This is a genomic window from Streptosporangium sp. CA-135522 (assembly GCF_050949235.1).
Taxonomy (GTDB): Bacteria; Actinomycetota; Actinomycetes; order Streptosporangiales; family Streptosporangiaceae; genus Streptosporangium.
The window spans coordinates 4840322-4861258 of the sequence record NZ_CP192026.1 but is presented as its reverse complement, the minus strand read 5'-3'; the positions used below and the strand labels follow the sequence as shown (position 1 = coordinate 4861258).

Genomic DNA, 20937 nt, shown 5'->3' with positions numbered 1-20937 from the left:
GGTGCGGGCGGTGCCAGCTCGGCATACCGGCGACGATGCGGGCGGGGCGTCGGACGGGTTGTGGGTGTCGTGGGTTCTATTCACTGCGCAGTCCACCTGGCTTGGTCAGTCGCCACAGCAGCGGCAGGCTGGCCATGGTGGTCAGCAGGACGACCAGGGCGGCGGCGCCGGAGGTGGCACCAATGCCGATCCAGTCGAGCCGGATCGAAGCGCCGGCGGCGGCCTGCAGGATCACACCACGGGGCCTCGCCCTTCATGCGATGCACGCTGGGGGTCATGCGGTGTCTTCTTCCTCGTACGGGTAACCACCCAGGATGCCGGTGCCTGCACTACCCCACCCTTGGGAAACGCGCCCAGTTCAACATCGCTGGCTGGTGCTTTTCCCCCGCTGGCGGCAGGATCTGCTGGCTGCGGGAAGAGGGATGTGCGAGAAGAGTCCCCCTGCAGGGTCCCGGCGCGCGTGACATGTCGATCTTCCGTGACCTGCAAGTCTCTTGGTATCTCACCGGGACGACACCAAGGTCAGTCTCAAACTCGTGGCATTTCCTCGCCGGGCAGTACACGACCGCTATGCCATCCAGCGAGCCTACTCAGAAACCTTGGGATCTACGCCGGTCAACGTCCGAAGTCAATTGCGCGGGCTGTCGGCGGACGCGCGAAGACAGTTCTGGTCCGTATTTCGTGATCCCCGGGCTGCCGAGTGTCTTGCCCGGGCTGCGATCAGGCGTCGGGACGGGTGCGTTCCCGCCGACATCGGCGAGAACGCAGCCGCCTTCGCAGACCAGGACCTTCAAGGTCTGGATCAGTGGCTCAGCGAAATTGTAGAAGACCTTGTTGAGGAACTCGATCGGCAGATCGCTACATACCTCTTCAGAGGAAAACGCGAGCAATATCGAGCCACTTCTGCGCGTCCTCGCCGACCGCCGTGAGGTCAGTCTCGGCTCGGGACCTGCGTTGGGTGACTCGAAGGCAGAAGTCGAGGGCACTGCCCTGAACCCGTTGCATGGCATCTTCCGGGCCCCATACCCAGGTTTGGCCGTCGGGACCAGCCAGCTCGACACGGAACGGCTCTGCCGGAGCAGGCAACTGGGCAGCGTAGAACGACAGCTCTCGTCCTACCACCCCCAACGAGGCCACATGCCGGAGCCGACCCGTCGGACGGTGCGAGACACCCAGTGCATCGAAAATGTCCTGCCCGTGAGCCCACGTTTCCATCAGGCGAAGCGGCACCATGAGCGCTGCGGTCAGCTGCGAGCCGTACCACGGAAACCCATGGTCCAGCGGAACGCCACGTAGCGCCGCCGCCACCTCGGTTCGGCCGGCGCGCCATTGCTCCAGCAGTGCTGATCGCGGTTTGGCCGCTCCCGCGGCGGCGTCGAGATCGGCGTATCGGCTGCCTGCGGCTTCAGCCTGCTTCAGCACAGCGTCGAACGCGTCCGGGGTCCGTATGGCGATGAGAACGTTCGCATCAGCTGAAGCTAGATGAGCGATCTGGTGGGCGATCGTCCACCCCGCTGCCGGCGTGGGCTTGGACCAGTCGGTCTGCGCTGATACCAGGGCGTCAAGCTCATCTCCTTCAGCCACCAAGTCGGGCAGAGCGAGCTCGTGCTCTACGCCGGACATGTCAAGGCCGTAGTCCAACATCGGGGTCACCTTCACACGTTGACGGCAACGGGCTTGTCCCGTTTGGACGGGTAAAGTTGATCTGGTGTGGTCAGGCTACCCAAGGTTGATTTCGGCTTGGCCCCGGAGCACCACGCGTGGTGCCGCTGACTGTCCTGTCTCGACGCAGTTGTCAGTAGATCTTGGTCCGGCCTGGGGGTTCGTCAGGTTGGGTGAGACCGCTCTGGTTGATGTTCTCAACCGACCTGGCTTTCACGGAAGTCCCGGCTGGTCGGGCCCTGTTTGTTCATGGGCGATCAGTTCGGCCACGTAGAGCAACACAACGACATATGCGGCGTCCGGGCCGGTCACGGTGGGGAATACGGCTGCGAGGTCGGTGGCGTGGTCGGCCAGTTTCCGGCGTCGTAGGAAGTCGAGCTCCCCGAGCGCGCTGAGGCAGGTGTGGACGTCGTCGGCGATGTAGAAGCCCAGGGCAGCAATTGATTCGCCGCTGAGGGCGCCGACCCCGCGCAATCCGTCCGGGAAAGGGCCCATCGTGCTGTGGACTTCCCACAATGCGGCGCGGGCGAAGGCCGGGGTGCTGAGGGATTATCTGTCGTCGCTCACGATGTCCCGTCTGCGGTCTGGGCACCGGTGGCACGCCCGTCGAGTTCGATGAGGCGAAGCTCAGCGGGTTGGTCGACTTCGGCGAGTTTGACGATCCTGTAGGTGCCGGTTGGTTCGCTTGGTCTTGGTGTGAGAGCGAAGCCGGCCTGAGGCGCTCAGGATCGGGCCGGGTCGTTCGTCGTGTCCGCCCGGTCGGGCAGGAAGATCTCCTCGATGGTCAGGCCGAAGACGTCGGCAATGGTGAACGCCAGGGGCAAGCTGGGGTCGTACCGCTCGGTCTCGATGGCGTTGATGGCCTGTCGGGAGACTTGGCACCGGTCGGCCAGGTCGGCCTGGCTCCACCGGCGGGCTGCTCGCAGTTCGCGCAGTCGGTTCTTCATGGGTGCGGCGCCTTCACCGGTGCAGGCGGGTGCGCAGGTCGGCGATCACAAGCCAGATCGCCACCCCGCCGAGGAGGATCAGCTGCGTGAGCTGATGGAGTTGGATGACGCCCGCGGCGTCGAGCACGGTGGCCACTTGCAGTGCCACGAGGACTGCCGCGAAGGCGATGGCCATGCTTTCCAGCTGGATCTTGCGCAGGTACTCGTCCGCACGCCGGAACGCCCGCAGCAGGACCCAGGCCACGGCGAGCGTGAACACGGCGGTAGCCGCAATCCACCAGGCCTTCTGAGCGGCGCTCTGGTCGGGATCACTGCCTAGCGCCAGGGCCACCGGGCCCAGAGTGGCCACGGGTAGGCCGTCGATGAGGATGGCGCGGCGGGCCGCGCGTGTCACTTGGTCCTGCTGTTTCGTCATGACACGAAGGTAAGGCGTCCCTTCCATATGGTCAAGCATCCTTGGCTGAATGGAAGGTGAACCTTACATTTTTGCCATGTTGAACGAGAGACGGCCCCTGAGCCTGACCCGACGCTCGCCGCTCGGCGCTGCTGCGGCGTCAGCCGTCGGCACCATTGCGATGGCCACCACGGTCACCGCCCAGCCTCGACGCCCCGCGCCATCGAGCCGTCGGAACGCGTCTACCGCCTGGGCGACCCACCGCCTTCATCCGCACGGCCTGCGATTTCTCATGGTTCTCAACTGATCATGTCCCGTGCTGGTCAAGAAGGCCGTCCCATACGATGATCGCTGCATGTCGTCCCGTACGTCCGTCGCGCTTGCGGGCTTAGCCCTGGCCGTCCTGGCAGCCGGATGCGCCGATCCGCCCGCCGACCGGGTATCGCTCGTCAGTACGCCTCAACCCCCGGCGTCCCCGCCACTGCCGTCGCTCACGGTGGTCCCGCCGCCACCCTCGCCCATGGTGTCCTCGGGTCCCGTACGACACCCGTTCCCGATGGCGACCTCCTTGGCCGAACCCATGGCGACCGGAGCACCCCTGACCGCGACGGGCCCGCCGCGGTTCTTCGTCTCCGCGCGCACTCCGCTCGCCCACTTCCCCGGCAGGTCCAAGACCGCTGTCTTCACTGCGGTGCCGCCCGCCGTGCACAACGCCGAGACCGGGGCGTTCATCGCGAACATCCCGCTGCCGCCCGGCATCGCCAGCTCCTGGCACCTCGTGGCCGCCGCCCGGGACAACCGCACGTTCGCCATCGCCGGCTGGACCGAGCCGAAGAATCCGGACATCCGCTTCTTCCTGGTACGCCTCGGCGAGGATGGGCGACCCGAGAAGCCGGTGGCGGTCACACAGACCGACCCCGACGACCTGACGCTCGTCTACGACCTCGCCCTCAGCGCCGACGGCACCCGGCTGGCCTACACCACGCCGCTCATCGGAGGTGGCGCCAAGATCTCCGTGCTCGACGTCGCCACCGGCCGGCGCCGAGACTGGAAGACGTTGACGCACTCGATGGCGACCGGCCTGTCCTGGGCCCCGGACGGCCGCTCGCTCGCCTACGTGCTGGGTGGCCGAGCCATCGCCTTGCTCGACCTCGCCCGCCTGGGCACCGACCCGGACGGTGCCGCGTCCCGGATCATCAAGACCGCCACGGGTGCCATGCCGATCGAGTCGTTGGCCCACACCCCCGACGGCAGCACGCTGATCTACGCGTCTGGGCACACCGTCGAACGCGTCCCCTTGGCGGGCGGGCCGGCGCAGGTCCTGGCCCGGCCCGACCTGCCGCCCGGCGCCTCGCTGAGCCTGCGCTTCAGCGTCGACGGGACCGGCGAGCACCTCCTGTACGTGCACAAGTGGCGCGCCTATCGGGCCGGCCTCGCCGACGGCGCGGTCACCTCGGTGCCGATCACAGTCGACGAGCGTCCAGGTGAGGGCGACTCGCCGCGCGCAGCCTGGTGACCACCGGCTAAAGCGGTCGCCCGGCTCAGCGAGCTCGGCGCGGTGCCGTATTGATCACAAATCACGTCTGCGCCCTGGGTGTGGGCATGCCTGGCGTGCCAAGGTGGATCGGGGAAGCGTGGTGCAGGACTCCGCGTAGGTGGTGGTAGCGGTCTTCCAGGTGCGCCACGAGGGTGGACAGCAGGGGTCGGCGGCGGCGACCTCCTCGGCGGTCGATTTGGTGACGTCGACATCGGCGGCCCACCCAAATCTGGACAGCACGTCGGCCAGCGCCTGCTTTTACGCCGGATGCGTGATCGGCACGGTGTTCAGATCAGTGGTCGTCAGCCAGTCGAACAGCACGATCGCATCGGCACGCCACGGTGCCAGGTTCACGGTCGGCAGATCATGTTCCACGGCGTCCATGATGACGGCTCGATCACCAAGATTTCCCTCGACAACCCCCAGCAGGGGCAGCGCATCCGCAAGTCACCGCCCATCACCATCGACCGGCTGCGCGCCATGATCTCCGTCCTGCCCGCCGACAGCACGACGGGCCTGCGCGATCGCGCGGTGCTGGTGCTCGGCTTCGCCCTGATGGGACGCCGCTCCGAACTCGTCGCCCGCGACATCGGCGACCTCACCTTCACCGCCGACGGCGTCGAGGCCTGGACGCGCGGCTGGTCGTGATCGCGGCGGAACCGCCCGGGACCTTCAGCGGAAGGAGCGGCGGTAGGCGGCCGGGGTGGTGCGCAGGGCGGCGTGGAAGCGGCGGCGGAGGTTGACCGCCGAGGAGAGGCCGACGCGGGTGGCGATGGTCTCGACGGGCAGGTCGGTCTCCTCCAGCAGGGCGCGGGTGGCGGCCAGACGGCGTTCCAGCAGCCAGCGGGCGGGTGGGACGCCGAGCTGATCGGCGAACTGGCGGGTGAGGGTGCGAGGGGAGACGCCCGAGTAGGCGGCCATGTCCTTGACGGTGATCTGGTCGGGCAGGCGCGAGAAGAGCCATTCGAGCAGGGGGGCCAGGGAGTCTGGCATGGGGCCGGTGGTGGGAAGGGGAGGGTACTGGCGCTGGCAGCCCTCGCGGTGCGGACCGGCGGCGAGCTGGCGGCCGATGCGCATGGCGTGGGCCGCGCCGTACTCCTGGAGGACCTGGTGAAGGCAGAGGTCGAGGGTGGCGGCCGAGGCTCCGGCGGTGGCGATGTCGCCGTGATCGACGTAGATGACGGTGTTGTCGGGGATGACGCGGGGGTGGCGGGCGGCGAGTTCGCCGGAGAGCTCCCAGTGAACGGAGGCGCGGCGGCCGTCCAGGAGGCCCAGGGCGGCGGGGATGAAGATCCCGGCCCAGACGGCGACGATGCGGGCGCCTCGGGCATGGGCTTGGGACACCGCGTGGAGTACGGCGGGCGAGGGGGTGAGGGTCCAGCTCGCGATGACCACGGTGTCGGCGTCGTCGAGGGCTTCGAGGCCGCTGTCCACCTGGATGGGGACGCCGAGGGTGGTGGGGAGGGAGCCGGGGTGTTCGGCGCACAGGCTGAAGCTGTAGTGCTGGGGGATGTCGGGGCCGTGGTAGCCGAAGACGGCTGAGGCGGAGGTGACCGGGTAGAGCTCCTGGTTCGGGGAGACCAGGGCGACCACGCGATGCGGGCCGGGAGGCGTCGGGGGCGTTTCCGGGTAATCCAGGGGCATGACGTAAATGTACTCAATGATGTCATTCGAGACACCGGTGCTCTGATCTGGAAAAATCCAGAATTGGGGCTCATGTGGACCAGGAACTTCACCCTCTACTTCGGGGCCCGCACGATCTCGCTGCTCGGTGACGCGATGATGCCCGTCGCCTCGGCGCTGGCGATCGGGAAAGTCTATGGGATCGCGGGCGTCGGCTACGTGCTCGCACTCTGGACCGCGTCGGCCGTGCTGGTCATGTTGTTCGGCGGGGTTGTCGCCGACCGGATCGGCGCCCGGCGCTTGATGATCGGCGCGGACGTGGTCAGGGTCGTCACCCAGGGGGTCGTGGCCGTCGCCTTCCTGGATGGTGCTCCGCCGTACGCCCTGTTGCTGGTGATGGCGTTCTTGTCGGGCACGGCCGCCGGGATGTTCGAACCGGGTGTCAACGGCATGGTCTCCCTGGTCGCCAAAGATCCGCAGCGGGCCAACGCGACGCTGAAGATCGCCGAGGCGGTCACCCAGCTGGCGGGTCCCGCACTGGCTGGAGTCCTCATCGTCGTCGCCGGGCCGGTCTTCGTCTACACGGTGGACGCCGCGACGTTCCTGGTCAGCGGGGTGTGCCTGCTGCTGGTCCGGGTCACCGTACCCAGGCCGGAGCCCTCCGACGTGCTGAGCGACCTGCGCAGGGGCTGGGAGGAGTTCAAAGCCAGGAGCTGGATGTGGTCGGTCATCCTGGTCTGGGTGTTCTGGGGCGTTCTGGTGGTCGGGCCGTACGTGCCGCTGTCGTCGCAGGTCATCGGGGCCGACTACGGCTGGGTGATGACGGCGCTCGGCCTCGGTACTGTGCTGGGCGGACTGGTGGCGATCAGGCTCAGGCCTCGCAGGCCGCTGGCGGCCGGGGCGGTGGCGCTGAGCGGGTACGTGGCGGTGCCCCTGACGGTCGCGCTCGGGCTGCCGCTGCCGCTGCTGATGGCCGGGCACCTGCTCGGGGGGTGCGCGTTGGCGTTCTGGTCGGTGATGTGGTCGACCAGCGTGCAGACGCAGATCGCGCCGGACGTGGTGAACCGGGTCAACGCCTACCAGGTGGCCGGGTCGGTCGCGGGCATGGCAGTCGGGCAGGCGCTGGCCGGTCCGGTCACCGCGCTGGTCGAACCGCGCGCCTTCATGCTGGGGTCGGCCCTGGTGACGGCCGGCGTGGTGGCGGCGCTGCTGTTGATCAAGCCGGTCAGGCGGCTGGGCCGGGAACCTCAGGAGGCCGGAGGCCGGCCGATCTCGGTCTCGGCCGGCTCGTTGACGTAGTTGGTCATCCTCTGCGGGGCGACGCATCCGGGCGCGCCGGCATTCGTCCGCAGCGGCCGTTTCAGGGCGCCGTTTTTCCGGAAAGATGATCAGAAGATGGGCGGCGCCTGTCGTTGCTCACCAAAACCGGCAGTTGCTCGCCCTTGTCGGCATGAAGGCGGCAATTGATCGTTGATCTTGTCATGTTGATCATGTTTTGAGCCGATCAACACCGCCGACCTCGCCCGATCATGACAAAGTACTACTAGGCCGGGGTCACGATCTGGATCAGGTTCCCGCAGGTGTCGTCGAAGACCGCCATGGTCACCGGCCCTGCCGCCATCGGCTCCTGCGTGAACGTCACCCCCAGCCCGCGCAGCCGCTCGTAGTCCGCCTGCACGTCCGCGACCTGGAACGAGGCGGCCGGAATGCCGTCGGCGACCAGCCCCTTCTTGTACGGCCTGACCACGGGGTGCCTGTCCGGCTCCAGCAGCAGCTCCGTGCCCTCGGGGTCCTCCGGTGAGACGACCGTCAGCCACCGGGCCTCACCCAGCGGGATGTCGTGTTTCTTGGTGAAGCCGAGCACCTCGGTGTAGAAGTCGAGGGCCTTCTGCTGGTCGTCCACGAACACGCTGGTGACGTAGATCTTCACGGTGCCCGTCCTTTCCCGGTGACCGGCCACCGCTCGAAGATGGCGGCCAGAGGAGTGGTGTCGAGGTGATGGAACTTGTACCGCCCCTGCTTGCGCGTCGTGATCAGCCCGGCCTCCTCCAGCACCGCCAGATGCTGGGATACGGCCTGCCGGGTCAGGCTCAACTGATGTCGACTCGTCAGGCGGACGCAGATCTCGAACAGGGTCTGGCCGTCGCGCTCGGTCAGCTCGTCGAGAATGGTCCGCCGGGTGGGGTCGGCGAGGGCCTTGAAGACATCGCCCATGCGGCGAGGATAGGCAAGCCATCACTTGCCTGTCAACGCGGAGACGTCGCGCTACATACGACCCCGCATCGCATGCGTTCGCTCCACCGCTCGCGGCCCTATCCCGGCCACGGCACCCCAGAACATGACAGGTTGGCTGAGCGGAAAACCGTTCGACCTGCCTCGCGCTACTTGTCAACGCCCAGCTCTTCGACGTCGACCGCTGTCGACTTCGCTGCGCGAGGACAGTGCCTGTCGTTAAGGGGTCCCCGTAGCACAGGCCGGAAATCCAACGATTATGCCACTGACCTGTGCTGATGTGGGACGGTGCAGGCCGGTGTGCCGGTTAGTGGTACAGCGGGCCGGGCCGAGGATACCGGTGATCTCGGCGGCGGCTTCGCTGCCGGGTGAGCCGGATGGCCTCGGCGGCGAGGTCGACGTCGCCGCAGTAGCCCTCGTTGAAGACCAAGTAGAGGACGCGCAGCACGGTGGTGACGTCGCCGGGCTGGTCCAAGCGCACGCCGGAGACGGTGCGCTTGGACCGGCTGATGCGCTGCGCCATGGTCGCCTCGGGCACCAGGTAGACCTGGGCGATCTGGCGGGCGGCGTCCGCCCGGGTCGCGTCGAGGAACCGGCGCCAGGCCACGGTGACCAGCCAGCCCTTCGGGTCCCGCGGCGAGTCGGCCCGCCAGACGCGGACCGCCTCGACCAGGGCGTCCTGCACGGCGTCCTCGGCCGCCGCGAAGTCGGCTCCGCGGCGGACGAGGATCCCGAGCACGCTTGGCGTGAGGCTTCGGAGCGGGACCTCGTTCATTCGAGAGGTCACTGCGTGATGGTGGGCGGCGCGGCCAGGAACGGGCGTACCTCGAGCCACTCGTGGATCGGCTCGCCGCCCGCTCCAGGGGCGGCCGACAGGTCCCCGGCCAGCTCGAGCGCCCGCTCGTAGCCGTCGACGTCGATCACCATCCAGCCGGCGATGAGGTCCTTGGTCTCGGTGAACGGGCCGTCGGTGACCGGCGGGCGACCCTCGCCGTCGTAGCGGACGAACGCGCCCTGGGGGGCGAGCGCCTGACTGTCGACGAACTCGCCGGTCCCTTCGAGCCGGGCCGCGAAGTCGTGCATGTACTGCACGTGGGCCGAGATCTCCTCCGGCGTCCACTGGTCCATCGGCACGTCGTTGACCGAAGCCGGGGCTCCACGGTAATGCTTGAGCAGCAAGTACTTGGCCATCGTGTTTCTCCTCGGTGCTGATGCGACCCGTTTTGGTCGCGTTCACCGCGGGGACGGAGCCGGTCACGGGTTCTCGACATCGCCGCCCGATTTTGGCGTGGAGGGCATGCACGTCCTCCACGTCCTCCACCGCCACCAGCCCCGCCGCCGGCCGCACGACCGCCGAGAAGGTCCTTGAGTCGCTCCACACCTGCCCGATCCCCGAGGTCGCCGAGCTCGGCCGGACGTTACGCCAGTGGCACACTGAGATCCCTGCTACTTCGACATCGGCGGAGTCTCCAACGGCGGCACCGAAGCCATCAATGGCGTCATCGAGAAGACCCGCCGACTCGCCCACGGCTTCCGCAACTTCATCAATTCCAGGATCCGGATCCTGCTCGCCGCAGACGGCACCCGCCCGTACCGGCGTCCGCCGATCAAGAGTCGATCAGCCGAACGAGCCGACCCAGGCTGATCCACGAAGAGCCGGAAATGATCACCGGTGTGAATCTCACTGCGAAGACTTCTTTCCCGCCGGCACCCGATCTCTCGGCACTGGCAAGGATCCACCGGCCGCCTTACAAGCCGCTTGCACCAGGACGCTGAGAGTGAGCCGCAAGTAAACCGTGAGACCGGAGAGGCCATCCGGCAGGACCTTCCAGGCCGAGGACCTGCTCAGCCGTCGGCACCGCCGCCGGCGCGTCGGACAGCTGGGTCGCCGCGTCCCGCTCTCGCGTCACCAGCCAGGTCAACGCGCTCCCCCCTGACGGCAGCACATCGTGCTCCCGCAGGCACCTCACCGACCACCGAAACAGCGTGCCCGCCCGCCCCACGTTCTGCCCGCGCGCGCAGTCTTCTGGGACGCCGGCCGCTTCGACGGCTCGGCGTTCGATGAGGCAGCTCATCGACGGGCTTCGCCGGCGGGTTCGTGGCGGGGTGCCAGAACCGGCCTGCCCGCTGCTGGCTATCCTGTGGCACGTCGAGCCAGGCACGGCTCCCCACCACGAGCCCACCGGAAGGCGACGACCGTGACAGCCTCCCAGCGCCGGAGCACATGGCCGGCGACGACGGTGGTGGCGCACGTGGTCTTGGCTCTCCTGACGATGATCATCCTGGTGGGCGTCTGGCACCTCGGCGCGGACCTGTGGCAGATCTTCGCCGCGGCGGGTGCTGCCGTCCTGCTCCATGTGGGAGCGGTGGTGGCCCATCGACGGCCGTGGGTGGGGTACGCGATCGGCGCGCTGGCAATGCTCGTCCTGGTGATGGCGCCCTTCCTGGGTTGGTCACCGAACATGCTGCCCTCAGCTGTGTGCTTCCCCCTCACGTTGTGGCGGCTGACCAGCCTGGTCTCGGTCAGGTCCTCGGTGGTTGCGTTGGCCGTCGCCGCGCTCGGGGTCGTCCTCACCGAGCTGGTGGCGTGGGCCCGGCTGTCCCCTGACATCCCTGGGTGGACCCGCCTGGTCGAGGGCGGGCTGCTGATGCTCGTGGTCGGCGGTGTGTGGCTTGCGGCCCTGCTGGTACGTCGCAGGCACGAGGCCGACCGACGAGCCGAGAGCGAACGACTGGCCGCGGCGGTCGCGGACGAGCGGGCCAGCATCCGCCGCGACCTGCACGACGTGATCGCCCACACGGTCACCGTCATGGTCGCGCGGATCGAGGCCGCGGCGGTGACGACGGCGGATCCGGCGACCCGCCGCGAACTCGGCGGCATCGCCGAGGCCGGCCGGGACGCCCACCAAGGTCTGCGAGCGATGCTGGCCACCTTGGGCTCGGCCACCGTGGCGCCGCGCGCCGATTCCCGGCCCAGAGAGGTCCCGATCTCGCTCGATGCCCTCCCTGACCTCGTGGCCTCGGCGGCGAGCCCGCTCCATGCGGTGACGTTCGCGGAGGTGGGTGAGCGACGACCACTGAGCCTGAGTGCCGAGGTCGCGGCGGTCCGGACCGTGCAGGAGGGCATCACCAACGCGCTGCGCCACCTCGAACCACCGGTCGAGGTGACCGTTCGCCTGCGCTGGACCCCGGCCGAGGTGGTGGTGGAGGTGCGCGACGATGGCGGCAAGGCGCTTCGCGACGTCGGCAGCCAGGGGACCGGCTTGATAGGGATCGAGGAACGTGTGCGTACCGCAGGCGGCACCCTGTCGATCGACGACGGGGACGACGGGTGGGTGCTGCGGGCGCGGCTCCCCACGAAGGAGGGGACATGACCGGGATCCATGTCATGCTCGTCGACGATCAGGAGTTGCTGCGGGCCTCGCTCCGTACGGTGCTGTCGGCCGACGAACGCATCGAGGTCACCCACGACGTCGCGAACGGCAGCGACGCGATCGAGGTCGTCCGGCGGCACCGCCTCGACGTGGTACTGATGGACATCCGCATGCCGCGCATGGACGGGGTCGCCGCCACGGCGGAGATCGTCAGGATCGCACCGGCGACCCGGGTGCTCATGCTGACGACGTTCGATGACGATGAACTGGTCGTGGCTGCCATCCGGGCCGGCGCGAGCGGCTACCTGACCAAGGACGTCCGGCCCGCCGCCCTGGCCCAGGCCGTGTGTGACGTCGCCTCCGGGACGTCGGCGCTGGCCCCGGGGGTGGCCGCGACGATCCTCGATCTCGTACGGCAGGTGCCGATGCGGAGGACGGCAGCCCTGGACGGCCTCACCCCACGCGAGGTCGAGATCTTCGGCCTGCTCGCCCGCGGCAGGTCCAACGGCGAGATCTGCGCGGAACTGGTGCTGAGCGAGAACACGGTGAAGTCGCACGTCCGGGCCGTCCTGCAGAAACTGAACCTGCGCGACCGCGTGCACGCGGTGATCCACGCGTACGAGAACGGGCTTGTGGGCCGCAACGATCTGCCTGACTGAGATTCCATCCTGCCGGGTGGTGCCGTCTCACCCCTCGGGGTGATGTCGGCCGGTGACGCCCGGCCTAGGTTCGACGTCGTGCATTTCCTACGTCTGCGCTTTCCTCGTGTGACCTCCCTCCTCGTCCTCGGCGGTGTGCTCGTCGCCGTGCTGCTCGGCTGGGCGGCACCGGCCCATGCCACCGGCGAACGACTGGTCGACGACTACCGCTCCGTCTACGGTACGCCGGGTGTCGCGGCGGCCGTGATCGACGGGTCGTCGGTCGAGACGATCGTCCGCGGCCGGGACGGGGGCGGCAACGCGGTGACGGCGCGGACCCGGTTCCGGATCGCGTCGATGAGCAAGTCGATGACGGCTGCGGCGATCATGCTGCTGGTCGACCGTGACCGCGTCTCCCTGAACGACCCGGTCATCAAGGTCCTGCCTGACTTCAGGATGGCCGATCCGCGCTTCACCCGGATCACCGTGCGCCAGGTCCTCAGCCACACCTCGGGGCTGTCGAACAGCACGAACAACGAGTACGTGTTCCCGCCTCCGCGCAGCGCGCAGGACGTCGTGGCCGGGCTGGCCGACAAGACCCTGGCCGCCGATCCGGGCACCCGCTCGGAGTACCACAACACCAACTACTCGACCGCGGCGAGGATCGTCGAGGTGGTGTCGGGAAAGTCCTTCGACGCCTTCCTCCACACCGAGCTGTTCACGCCGCTGGGCATGACCGGCACCAGCTCGACTCTGGGGTGTTCCGATCGTGCCGAGGGCCTGCCGTCCGGGTACGAGGTCGTTCTCGGGGTTGCCGTCGCGGCACCGGAGATGCCGGGGATCTGCGTCGGCAACGGCGGGGTGATCTCGACCCTGGACGACATGGTGCGGTGGCTGCGGTTCAACCAGGGAACCTTCGGGGCGGGCCTGCTGAGTGCCGGCTCCCTGGCCGAGTTGCACACCGTCCAGCCGAAGGCCGGCGACTACGCCCTCGGCTGGCAGTTCCGCCCCGTCGCAGCAGACGCCCCGCCGTCGGTGATCGGCCACGGCGGAACGCTGGCGACGTGGACCGGGGACATGGTCTTCTCGCCCAAGACCGGTGTGGCCGCCCTCGTCCTCACCAACAGCGGCGGCGATCCCAGCCTGCTCTCGACCAACCTTCTCGCCGAACGGATCGGGGCACCGGCAACGCCGATGAGCAACCCGCTCACCGTCGTGAACGCGGTCCTGCTCGGGCTCACGGCGGGGATGGCCGCACTGCTGGTCACCGCGGCCGTCCGAGCGCGCCGCTGGGCCTCGCGACGCCGCGCGGCGCGCCGGCCGATGCTGGTTCTACGGCTCGTGCCCCTTGCCCTGGTGACGGTGCTGGGCGCGGTGCTGCCGACCCTGATCTGGGGGGCGTTCAACTTCCAGTACTGGATCGTCACCGTCTGGCTGCTGCCGCTGCCGGTGCTCTTCTGCCTCACCTGTTGCGTGCTCGGGGCGGTCGCACTCGGCCGTCGCCTCTGGTGCTTCCGCCGCGCAGGTCAGGCGACCTTCGCATCGGTACGGCCGGCCATGGCGGACAGCTGACCTGGGCGGGAAGCCGGCCGGAGCCGCCAAGGACTGAGAATTCATGAGGCGTTGCCGGTCAGAGACTGAAGGCGGCAGGGCACAGCCTTAGCACTCCGTGACCTTCCAGCGTGCGGAATGTCGGCGAGAGACAGCAACGCCTGGGTCTTTCGCCGCAGTAGTTGGACTATGGTGCGGTGCGCCGAGGGGCGAGGAGGCACTCCGCGGCGGCCGTGATGAACGCCGACACCGCGGCTTCGAACTCTGCCTCACGGATCGTGAGCTCGGCCTGGTCTGCCGCGTCGCGCAGCGCGTCCATGTATGCGAACGCGGCGTCGGCGAGCGGCTCGGGCCGGCCTGACACCAGCCGCAGCCGGAAGCGCGCAGTCTCGGCCAGGGCGCCCAGGCGGTCGGCCTCGGCGAGCGCACGGTTGAGTTCGGCAGGATCCGACCGTCGGAGCCACGCGGCGACGACAGCGCGCTTGAGCTCAGTCACCGCGGCGGCGAACTCGCTGTAGGCGGCCAGCCGTTCCTGGCGCAGCCGCTCCTCGCGTACGACCGCCTCAGCCCGCATGGCGGTCCGCTGCTGGAACAGGTAGGTGCTGAAGGACCCCAGCAGGGTCCCCAGGACGGCGACCAGGCTTCCAAGGAGAGCACTCACCCAAAAAGTTGACCATATCCGGTGCCCGAGCCCAAGCCAGAGGCAAGCGGATCGTCGTCTTCGGGGGCGGCGCCCCGACCTATGACTTCACCGACGAGGGTCCCGGTAGTGATCGTGGAAAATCCAACGGATATGCCCCTGACCTGCTCTGATGCGAGGGCACCGCAGGCTGGTGTGCCGGTTAGTGGGTGCGGTGGGCCGGGCCGAAGATGCCGCTGACCTAAGGAACAACCTCTGGGTTAAGGGCGATGACGGTAAGCACCGCTACACCGTTCAGCAGATCGCCGATCGGCTCGGTGTCAGCCGCGCCACGATCTACCGCCACCCCGATCCCGACAAGCCGGTTTCGGCGTTGGTATTGGAGTCGTCTCCCCAGCGCGGGAGGAGGCTGCCTACTGGGCGGCGAAGCGGCAGAACAAGGGCAAGGAGGGATATCCGCTCCTTGCCACTTCCAACCTATAGCGCATGGGGGGCCTTGCCACAAGGCCCCGGTCATACCACACAATCACCCCTCGACGCCGGAACGTACAGAAAGTGGGGGTCGTGGAATGCGCGTTGTGTTGGTGACCTACGGGTCGCGCGGGGACGTCGGGCCGATGACGGGGCTGGCACTGCAGCTACAGGCTCTCGACGCCGAGGTGCGGGTGTGCGCGCCACCGGATTTCGCGGAGCTGCTGGACCGCACCGACGTGCCGCTGACTCCCGTCGGCTGGCCGATCCGCGCGCTGGCGACAGGGGCGGTCCCCGGCAAGGCGCAGGCGCGCCTGTCCGACATCGCCGCCGAACTGACCGCCATGGCCTACGAGGCGGTCGCCGGGGTGGCCGAGGGCTGCGCCGCGGTGGTGGCCACCGGCTCGTTCCCCGCCGTGGCCGGTGCGCGGGCGGCGGCCGAGAAACTGGGCGTGCCCTATGTGTTCACGTCCTTCTCTCCGAGTTACCTGCCGTCGCCGCACCACCCGCCTCGCCCCTGGCCGGGCCAGGAGGTCCCCGCGGAGGTGACCGACAACCGGGTGCTGTGGGACCTCAACGCCGAGCACATGAACGCGCTCTTCGGCGAGACGATCAACACCCACCGGGCCTCGATCGGCCTGTCGCCGGTGGACGGCATCCGCGACCATGTCTTCACCGACCACCCGTTCCTGGCGGCCGACCCGGTCCTGGGCCCCTGGCAGGAGACGCCAGAGCTTGACGTGGCACAGACCGGCGCATGGATCCGCCCGGACGAGCGCCCGCTCCCGGCCGATCTGGAGGCGTTCCTGGCCGCCGGTGCGGAGCCGGTGTACGTGGGCTTCGGCAGCATGCCCATGCGGGGCGCGAACGCGCAGGACGTCTCCCGGGCCGTCATCCAAGCGGTCCGGACGCAGGGTCGCCGCGTCCTGCTCGGGAGCGGCTGGGCCGACCTGGCCCTGATCGACGACCGGGACAACTGCTTCGTCGTCGGCGAGGTCAACCATCAGGAGCTGTTCGGCCGGGTGGCCGCGGTCATACACCACGGCGGCGCGGGCACCACGGTGACGGCGGCCCGTGCTGGGGCGCCGCAGGTGATCGTGCCCCAGGTCGCCGACCAGCCGTACTGGGCGGGCCGGGTAACCGAGCTGGGCATCGGAACGGGACACGACGGTCCGACGCCGACCGCCGAGTCCCTGTCGGCCGCACTCAAGATCACCTTGGCCCCCGAGACCGGTGCCCGCGCGGCTGTCGTGGCCGAGACGGTTCGCGCAGACGGGGCGGAGCTGGCCGCCGAGCTTCTGCTCGACATGATCGGCCGGAGCGGGTCCGCAGGCTGATCCCCGGAGGCCCGCGCGACGGACCCCGCCTATCCGCGCGGGCCGCCCAGGGACCCCTCAGCCCCCGTTCGAGGGCCTTTTCGTGGCGGCGGCCGAACATGACAGGCAGACGCGGGCGTTGGCGGCTGGTGACGCGTTCCTTACCAACACCTCGGGTGGCGGCACCCATCGGCGCGGCCGCGCTGCTCGACGACGGCCGCGTGCGGTGCCCCGCGTGCGGCGGCGACGACTTCGGGCCGACCGCCTCCCTATATCAGCTGGCCGTGTACGAGGCGAAGTACCTGTCGGACGCGCCGTTGCCGGCGTGTCCCCGGAACCACAGGCCGCCGCCCGGGAACGCGGAGTACGGACCAGCGCCTTTCTGGTCGAGCCCGACGGCACGGTACTGAGCCGCATCGCGGCACTCGTCGACGCCGGGGACGTGACGGTCGAACCGAAGGAGACATTCTCGCTGGAGCAGGCGGCCCACGCCCGTACCCGAGGTGAAGGCGTACGCACCCGCGACAAGCTCGTGCTGCGCATTGCACCATGACGCCGCCTCGGACACACCACCCGTCACCGCACACGGAACGTCCCATGAACGACGATGAGACCCCGGACGGCTACGGCTCACTCACCAGCCGCCGGCCCGAGCGGCCCGCCCGCGGGCAGCGGCCTCGGCGATCATCGCCTGCATCTATTGCTCGAAGACGCCGACCATGGCCCACGATCGGAACACCGGTCGTAGACGGTGGATCACGGCCCGTACTCGGTGGGCAGGTCCCGCCACGGGCTGCCGGTACGAAACCGCCACCTCACGGCGGTGACCTGCTGCCGCAGGTCCGGGCTCGGGCCGCGCTCAACCGGCGGCAGGTGCGGCTCGATCAGGGATCACTCCTCGTCGGTGAGGTCTTCACGCGCCATGGCGATGGCCTATCAGGACCGCAGACCGCCGCGCAGGCGAATCCCTCTGATCTCAACTCCGCACAGGCCCTAATGGTCCGGACCTCGCACAGACCTCAGGCCCTGGATCAGCATGTCCAGAGCCTGCTCGAAGTCCGCCTCCGGATCCACGAGGTCTTCGGTCGTCCAGGCCAGCAGCCTGCTGAAGTGCGGCAGTCGCGCCGGGTCGAGCCGGCGGATGTAGACCCCGACCTGTTCCTCGCCCGCGTGCACTCCGGGGGCGCCGGTGAATCCGCCCGTCGACAGCAGCAGCGCGCCGAACACCAGCCCGTTCACGGCCCCGAGCGCCCGCCAGGCGCCCAGTTCGTCGAACCCCGCCTCGAACAGCGCTCCCACCAGACCGTCCATCGTCCTCATCACATGAGGCGAGGTCGGATTGGACCGGTCGGTGGCCAGCGCCAGCGGCACCACCGGGTGGCGGCTGAAGACCCGGTACAGGGCCAGCGCCGACGTCCGCACCTGCTCCGGCCAGGGCAGCGCCGAGTCAGGGGGCTCGATCTGCTCGAACACGCGCTCCACGATGCCGTCGATGAGATCCGCCTTGTTGGAGACGTGGTTGTACAGCGACATCGCCTCGACGCCGAGCGTCTTCGCCAGGCGCCGCATGGACAGCCCCTCCAGGCCCTCTCTGTCGGCCAGATCCAGGGCGGCGTCGAGAACCTTCTCCCTGTTCAACGGCTCGCGCCGGGTCATCGAGTGATCCTTCCCCTCCGGATTGTTTGACAAAGCTTACGCTGTATGTGTTCTACTTACGAAGTAAGTATACGGCGTAAGTAAGGAGATTCGGGTGACCGATGTGATCATCGTGGGCGGCGGGCCGGTCGGCCTGCTGTTGGCCTGCGAGCTGACCTTGGCCGGGGCCGACGCGCTGGTCCTGGAAGCGACCTCGGGCGAGGACCGCAAAACCCGTAGCCTCGGCCTGCGCTCGCTCAACGCGCGCACCCTGCGGTCGCTGGCCCTGCGCGGCCTGACCGGGCCGCTGGCCGAGGCGCAGCAGGCGATGCTCGACGAGCTGAGCGGGTGCGGCGGATCGGGCGACGACGTGGCGAGCGGTTCATCCACCCAGGCGGACGTGATCGCCCTCATGGTCGAGGCGGTCCAGAAAGGCATGATCAGGGGGCACTTCAGCGGGCTGCCGCTGCTGGAGCCGGCCGGGGGCGCCGAATACCTCATGCTCAAGCAGCACCGGCTCGAAAGCGTGCTGGCCGCGCGAGCCGCCGAGCTCGGAGTCACGGTCCGTCAGGGCTGCGAGGTGACGGAAGTGACGCAGGATGAGACGGGCGTCGCCGCCACGCTCGCCGACGGGCGCGTGATACGCGGGTCATACCTGGTCGGCTGCGACGGCGGGCGGAGCGTGGTGCGCAAGCGGTCCGAGTTCGCCTTCTCCGGCACGCCCGCGACCATGACCGGGCGGACCGCGGAGGCCGAGCTGGCCGACCCCGGCGCCATCACCTCATCCTTGCGCGGCCCCCGTGGGCTGGTGAACCTGTCGTTGGTGCCGGGCGAGATCGCCACCATCGAGTTCGACGGCGGGCCGGGTGATCGGGACGCACCGATGACGGCCCCGGAGCTGCAGGAGAGCCTGCGGCGCGTGACCGGCATCGACGTGGTCGTCACCCGGCTGGAGACCGGCATCCGCTACAGCGACAACACCCGGCACGTCGACACCTACCGCAGGGGCAGGGTCCTGCTGGCCGGAGACGCGGCGCACGTCCACTCCCCCATCGGCGGGCAGGGGCTCAACCTCGGCCTGCAGGACGCACTCAACCTGGGATGGAAGCTCGCCCTGGTGGCACGCGGGCTGGCACCCGACAGCCTCCTCGGCACCTATACCGCCGAGCGGCACCCGGTGGCCGCCCGGGTGCTGCGCAACACCCGGGCGCAGGTGGCACTCATGCGGCCGGGGGCTCAGGTGGACGCACTGCGGGAGGTGCTGGCCGAGGTGCTGGAGCTGCCCGACGCCCGGCGGCACTTCGCGGCGATGGTCGAGGGCACGGACGTGGACTACGCGCCCGACGCCGGGCCCCTGGTCGGCCGCTTCGTCCCGCCGCTGGGAGAGACGACGCCGGTGGGACCGCTGAGCGGGCATGCACAGGACGCGGCGTTCCCCCCGGCCGGTGGGCTGCTGGCGGACGGCCGCGGACTGCTCGTCGGGGCGCCCGGTGAGAGCTGGCCCGGCGAGGCCGTGGCGGGGTACCGGGACCGGGTGCGCGCTGCGGTCGCCCAGGCCGTGACGGACGCAGGCGCCCTGCTGGTACGGCCCGACGGATACGTGGCCTGGGCGGGCGGACGCGACAATCTCGGCGAGACGCTGGCCACCTGGTTCGGCCCCGCGAGGTGATCCGGACCCCGAACACGCCCTTCTGGTAGTACTTCGTCAGGTTGATTCGATCTTTTGGTGCGGGTTGGCATGATGCCCGCGTGAACTTGGCGGACATCATGCCAACCGCGGGCTCAAGGCTCCCCGCGCAGGCCTGCAGCGGAACCCGGGACTACGACCGATGATGCCGATACATCAAACCGGGAAGTAGTGGCTCAGTCGTCCTCTCCGCCCTGTCACTCGCCGGTGCCGCCGGGGCTGGGAGCGGGGCTCACGGTGCCCTCGTGACCGGGGCTCATAGTGCCGTCGGGGCTGGGGCTAGGGCTAGGGCTGGGGCTGGGGCTCATGATGCCGCCGCGGGCCTTCCGGAGCAGGCTCAGGTGCTCCCGCACCACCGGCCTGGCGTCCTCGGCGAGCTTCTTCACCTCAGGGGAGGAACCTTCGCTCAGCTCCCGATCCAGGCGGACGAGGGTCTGGCGGTGGCCGGCGATCATCGCGGCCAGCCACGCGTTGTCGAAGACCTGCCCGGTCAGCTTCGACAGATCGGCGAACTGCTCACGCTGGTTGACGTTCGGATTTTCGGGCAGCGGCACTTCAGCCTGCCGAGCCACCTGCCGCACGCTCTCGTCCAGCTTCGTATGGTCGTCGACAAGCATCTTCCCGATGTCGCTTATGCTCCGGTCCGTCGACCTCTGCTGGGCGAGCTTCCCCGCCTGGATCTCGGTCAGGTTGGCCCGATGCACCTGGACCAGAAACCTCTTGTCCTGCTCGTTGAGATCTGGCTGGGCGACAACGGCTCCGGCGGTGCCGCCCAGCACGACGGCCGCGACGGCCAGCAGGACGATAATCCTTCGGATCATTGAATTCTCCGTCAGTGCGCGAATGTATTAGGACTTTCTCCACATATGCACTGATGTTTATTGATATATCAGCATTTAGTTGAAAAAGATGTTAAAAACACTGTTGAGGGGGCATCGGGGTGGTCCCCTGTCACGCTGTCGCAGACCCTGGACGGCGGAATCCACATTGAAGGACAACCCTCGCTGGAGACCTGCTCGGGCGGGCGCTACAGCGCCGGAACCGATCTGCCCACCTTCGGCCACAACGCCACCCCGGCCGTCGCCGCCCGCGCCCTTCCCTTCAACGTGGCCGGCGGCGATGCCGTCGGGCGGCGCGCCAGTCCGGCAGAGGTCCCGGCGGCGATCAGGTCCGATGCGGGGTCGTGTCAGCGGCCGCGTCAGCACGGCAACGGCCCGGTATCAGAGCGGT

At 68.9% G+C, this 20937-nt stretch carries 23 protein-coding genes and 1 pseudogene; 10 read left to right on the top strand and 14 right to left on the bottom strand.

The window, feature by feature from the left end; all coding sequences use genetic code 11:
- Positions 1-76: 76 nt before the first annotated feature.
- From ACQPYK_RS22695 to ACQPYK_RS22675, 5 genes are all read right to left on the bottom strand, one after another.
- A complete protein-coding gene (locus ACQPYK_RS22695) occupies positions 77-235 on the bottom strand; it encodes a hypothetical protein (RefSeq protein WP_433258184.1) in 159 nt (52 codons plus the stop codon).
- Positions 236-870: 635 nt separating this feature from the next.
- Positions 871-1644: a TIGR03084 family metal-binding protein gene (locus ACQPYK_RS22690; RefSeq protein WP_433258182.1), complete on the bottom strand. Its 774-nt coding sequence runs from the start codon at positions 1642-1644 to the stop codon at positions 871-873.
- A gap of 231 nt (positions 1645-1875) precedes the next feature.
- Positions 1876-2157 (bottom strand): hypothetical protein, encoded by a 282-nt coding sequence (locus ACQPYK_RS22685; RefSeq protein WP_433258181.1) that lies wholly within the window; start codon positions 2155-2157, stop codon positions 1876-1878.
- Between the two features lie 227 nt (positions 2158-2384).
- Positions 2385-2609, bottom strand: coding sequence for a helix-turn-helix transcriptional regulator (locus ACQPYK_RS22680; protein WP_433258179.1), 225 nt, complete (start codon positions 2607-2609; stop codon positions 2385-2387).
- A 13-nt stretch (positions 2610-2622) separates the two neighbouring features.
- The gene (locus ACQPYK_RS22675) at positions 2623-3024 is read right to left on the bottom strand and encodes a hypothetical protein (protein ID WP_433258178.1); all 402 of its coding nucleotides are present in this window, start codon (positions 3022-3024) and stop codon (positions 2623-2625) included.
- 535 nt (positions 3025-3559) lie between these two features.
- Here ACQPYK_RS22675 and ACQPYK_RS22670 point away from each other — a divergent pair.
- Both ACQPYK_RS22670 and ACQPYK_RS22665 read left to right on the top strand, forming a co-directional pair.
- Positions 3560-4519, top strand: a complete 960-nt coding sequence (locus tag ACQPYK_RS22670; RefSeq protein WP_433258177.1) for a WD40 repeat domain-containing protein — start codon at positions 3560-3562, stop codon at positions 4517-4519.
- A 387-nt stretch (positions 4520-4906) separates the two neighbouring features.
- Positions 4907-5188: a hypothetical protein gene (locus ACQPYK_RS22665; RefSeq protein WP_433258175.1), complete on the top strand. Its 282-nt coding sequence runs from the start codon at positions 4907-4909 to the stop codon at positions 5186-5188.
- Between the two features lie 24 nt (positions 5189-5212).
- On the opposite strand, the gene ACQPYK_RS22660 is transcribed toward ACQPYK_RS22665, so the two are convergent.
- A complete protein-coding gene (locus ACQPYK_RS22660; RefSeq protein ID WP_433258173.1) occupies positions 5213-6184 on the bottom strand; it encodes a GlxA family transcriptional regulator in 972 nt (323 codons plus the stop codon).
- Between the two features lie 72 nt (positions 6185-6256).
- Here ACQPYK_RS22660 and ACQPYK_RS22655 point away from each other — a divergent pair, with 72 nt between their 5' ends.
- Positions 6257-7462 carry an MFS transporter gene (locus ACQPYK_RS22655; protein ID WP_433258172.1) on the top strand — a complete coding sequence of 402 codons (1206 nt, stop codon included), beginning with the start codon at positions 6257-6259 and terminating at the stop codon, positions 7460-7462.
- A 244-nt stretch (positions 7463-7706) separates the two neighbouring features.
- Here ACQPYK_RS22655 and ACQPYK_RS22650 read toward each other — a convergent pair whose 3' ends face one another.
- The 4 genes and pseudogenes from ACQPYK_RS22650 to ACQPYK_RS22635 form a co-directional block, all read right to left on the bottom strand.
- Complete coding sequence (locus ACQPYK_RS22650) at positions 7707-8093, bottom strand: VOC family protein (protein ID WP_433258171.1); 387 nt, start codon at positions 8091-8093, stop codon at positions 7707-7709.
- Positions 8090-8377 carry an ArsR/SmtB family transcription factor gene (locus tag ACQPYK_RS22645; RefSeq protein WP_433258169.1) on the bottom strand — a complete coding sequence of 96 codons (288 nt, stop codon included), beginning with the start codon at positions 8375-8377 and terminating at the stop codon, positions 8090-8092. Before ACQPYK_RS22645 ends, ACQPYK_RS22650 begins: the two co-directional genes overlap by 4 nt.
- Before the next feature lie 358 nt (positions 8378-8735).
- Positions 8736-9170: pseudogene (locus ACQPYK_RS22640) on the bottom strand (sigma factor); the annotation flags it as partial.
- 8 nt (positions 9171-9178) lie between these two features.
- Positions 9179-9586 carry a YciI family protein gene (locus ACQPYK_RS22635; RefSeq protein WP_433258167.1) on the bottom strand — a complete coding sequence of 136 codons (408 nt, stop codon included), beginning with the start codon at positions 9584-9586 and terminating at the stop codon, positions 9179-9181.
- Between the two features lie 265 nt (positions 9587-9851).
- On the opposite strand from ACQPYK_RS22635, the gene ACQPYK_RS22630 reads away from it, so the two are divergent.
- The 4 genes from ACQPYK_RS22630 to ACQPYK_RS22615 all read left to right on the top strand — a co-directional run bounded on the left by ACQPYK_RS22630 (position 9852) and on the right by ACQPYK_RS22615 (position 13979).
- On the top strand, positions 9852-10040 hold the full coding sequence (locus tag ACQPYK_RS22630; RefSeq protein ID WP_433258880.1) for a transposase: 189 nt from the start codon (positions 9852-9854) through the stop codon (positions 10038-10040).
- A 553-nt stretch (positions 10041-10593) separates the two neighbouring features.
- Positions 10594-11769, top strand: a complete 1176-nt coding sequence (locus ACQPYK_RS22625) for a histidine kinase (protein ID WP_433258165.1) — start codon at positions 10594-10596, stop codon at positions 11767-11769.
- Entirely contained in the window at positions 11766-12428 is a 663-nt protein-coding gene (locus ACQPYK_RS22620; protein ID WP_433258163.1) for a response regulator, read from the top strand. Before ACQPYK_RS22625 ends, ACQPYK_RS22620 begins: the two co-directional genes overlap by 4 nt.
- 78 nt (positions 12429-12506) lie before the next feature.
- Positions 12507-13979, top strand: a complete 1473-nt coding sequence (locus ACQPYK_RS22615; RefSeq protein ID WP_433258161.1) for a serine hydrolase domain-containing protein — start codon at positions 12507-12509, stop codon at positions 13977-13979.
- A gap of 166 nt (positions 13980-14145) precedes the next feature.
- Here the strand turns inward: ACQPYK_RS22615 and ACQPYK_RS22610 are convergent, their stop codons facing one another.
- A complete protein-coding gene (locus ACQPYK_RS22610; RefSeq protein ID WP_433258159.1) occupies positions 14146-14619 on the bottom strand; it encodes a hypothetical protein in 474 nt (157 codons plus the stop codon).
- Positions 14620-15167: 548 nt separating this feature from the next.
- Here ACQPYK_RS22610 and ACQPYK_RS22605 point away from each other — a divergent pair.
- Entirely contained in the window at positions 15168-16406 is a 1239-nt protein-coding gene (locus ACQPYK_RS22605; RefSeq protein WP_433258157.1) for a glycosyltransferase, read from the top strand.
- Between the two features lie 82 nt (positions 16407-16488).
- Complete coding sequence (locus ACQPYK_RS22600) at positions 16489-16938, top strand: zinc-binding dehydrogenase (protein WP_433258155.1); 450 nt, start codon at positions 16489-16491, stop codon at positions 16936-16938.
- A 203-nt stretch (positions 16939-17141) separates the two neighbouring features.
- Here ACQPYK_RS22600 and ACQPYK_RS22595 read toward each other — a convergent pair whose 3' ends face one another.
- On the bottom strand, positions 17142-17270 hold the full coding sequence (locus ACQPYK_RS22595) for a transposase (RefSeq protein WP_433258879.1): 129 nt from the start codon (positions 17268-17270) through the stop codon (positions 17142-17144).
- Between the two features lie 108 nt (positions 17271-17378).
- A complete protein-coding gene (locus ACQPYK_RS22590; protein ID WP_433258153.1) occupies positions 17379-18041 on the bottom strand; it encodes a TetR/AcrR family transcriptional regulator in 663 nt (220 codons plus the stop codon).
- Between the two features lie 94 nt (positions 18042-18135).
- Here ACQPYK_RS22590 and ACQPYK_RS22585 point away from each other — a divergent pair, with 94 nt between their 5' ends.
- Entirely contained in the window at positions 18136-19689 is a 1554-nt protein-coding gene (locus ACQPYK_RS22585) for an FAD-dependent monooxygenase (RefSeq protein WP_433258151.1), read from the top strand.
- A gap of 215 nt (positions 19690-19904) precedes the next feature.
- Here ACQPYK_RS22585 and ACQPYK_RS22580 read toward each other — a convergent pair whose 3' ends face one another.
- A complete protein-coding gene (locus ACQPYK_RS22580) occupies positions 19905-20528 on the bottom strand; it encodes a DUF4142 domain-containing protein (protein ID WP_433258149.1) in 624 nt (207 codons plus the stop codon).
- Positions 20529-20937: the final 409 nt, after the last annotated feature.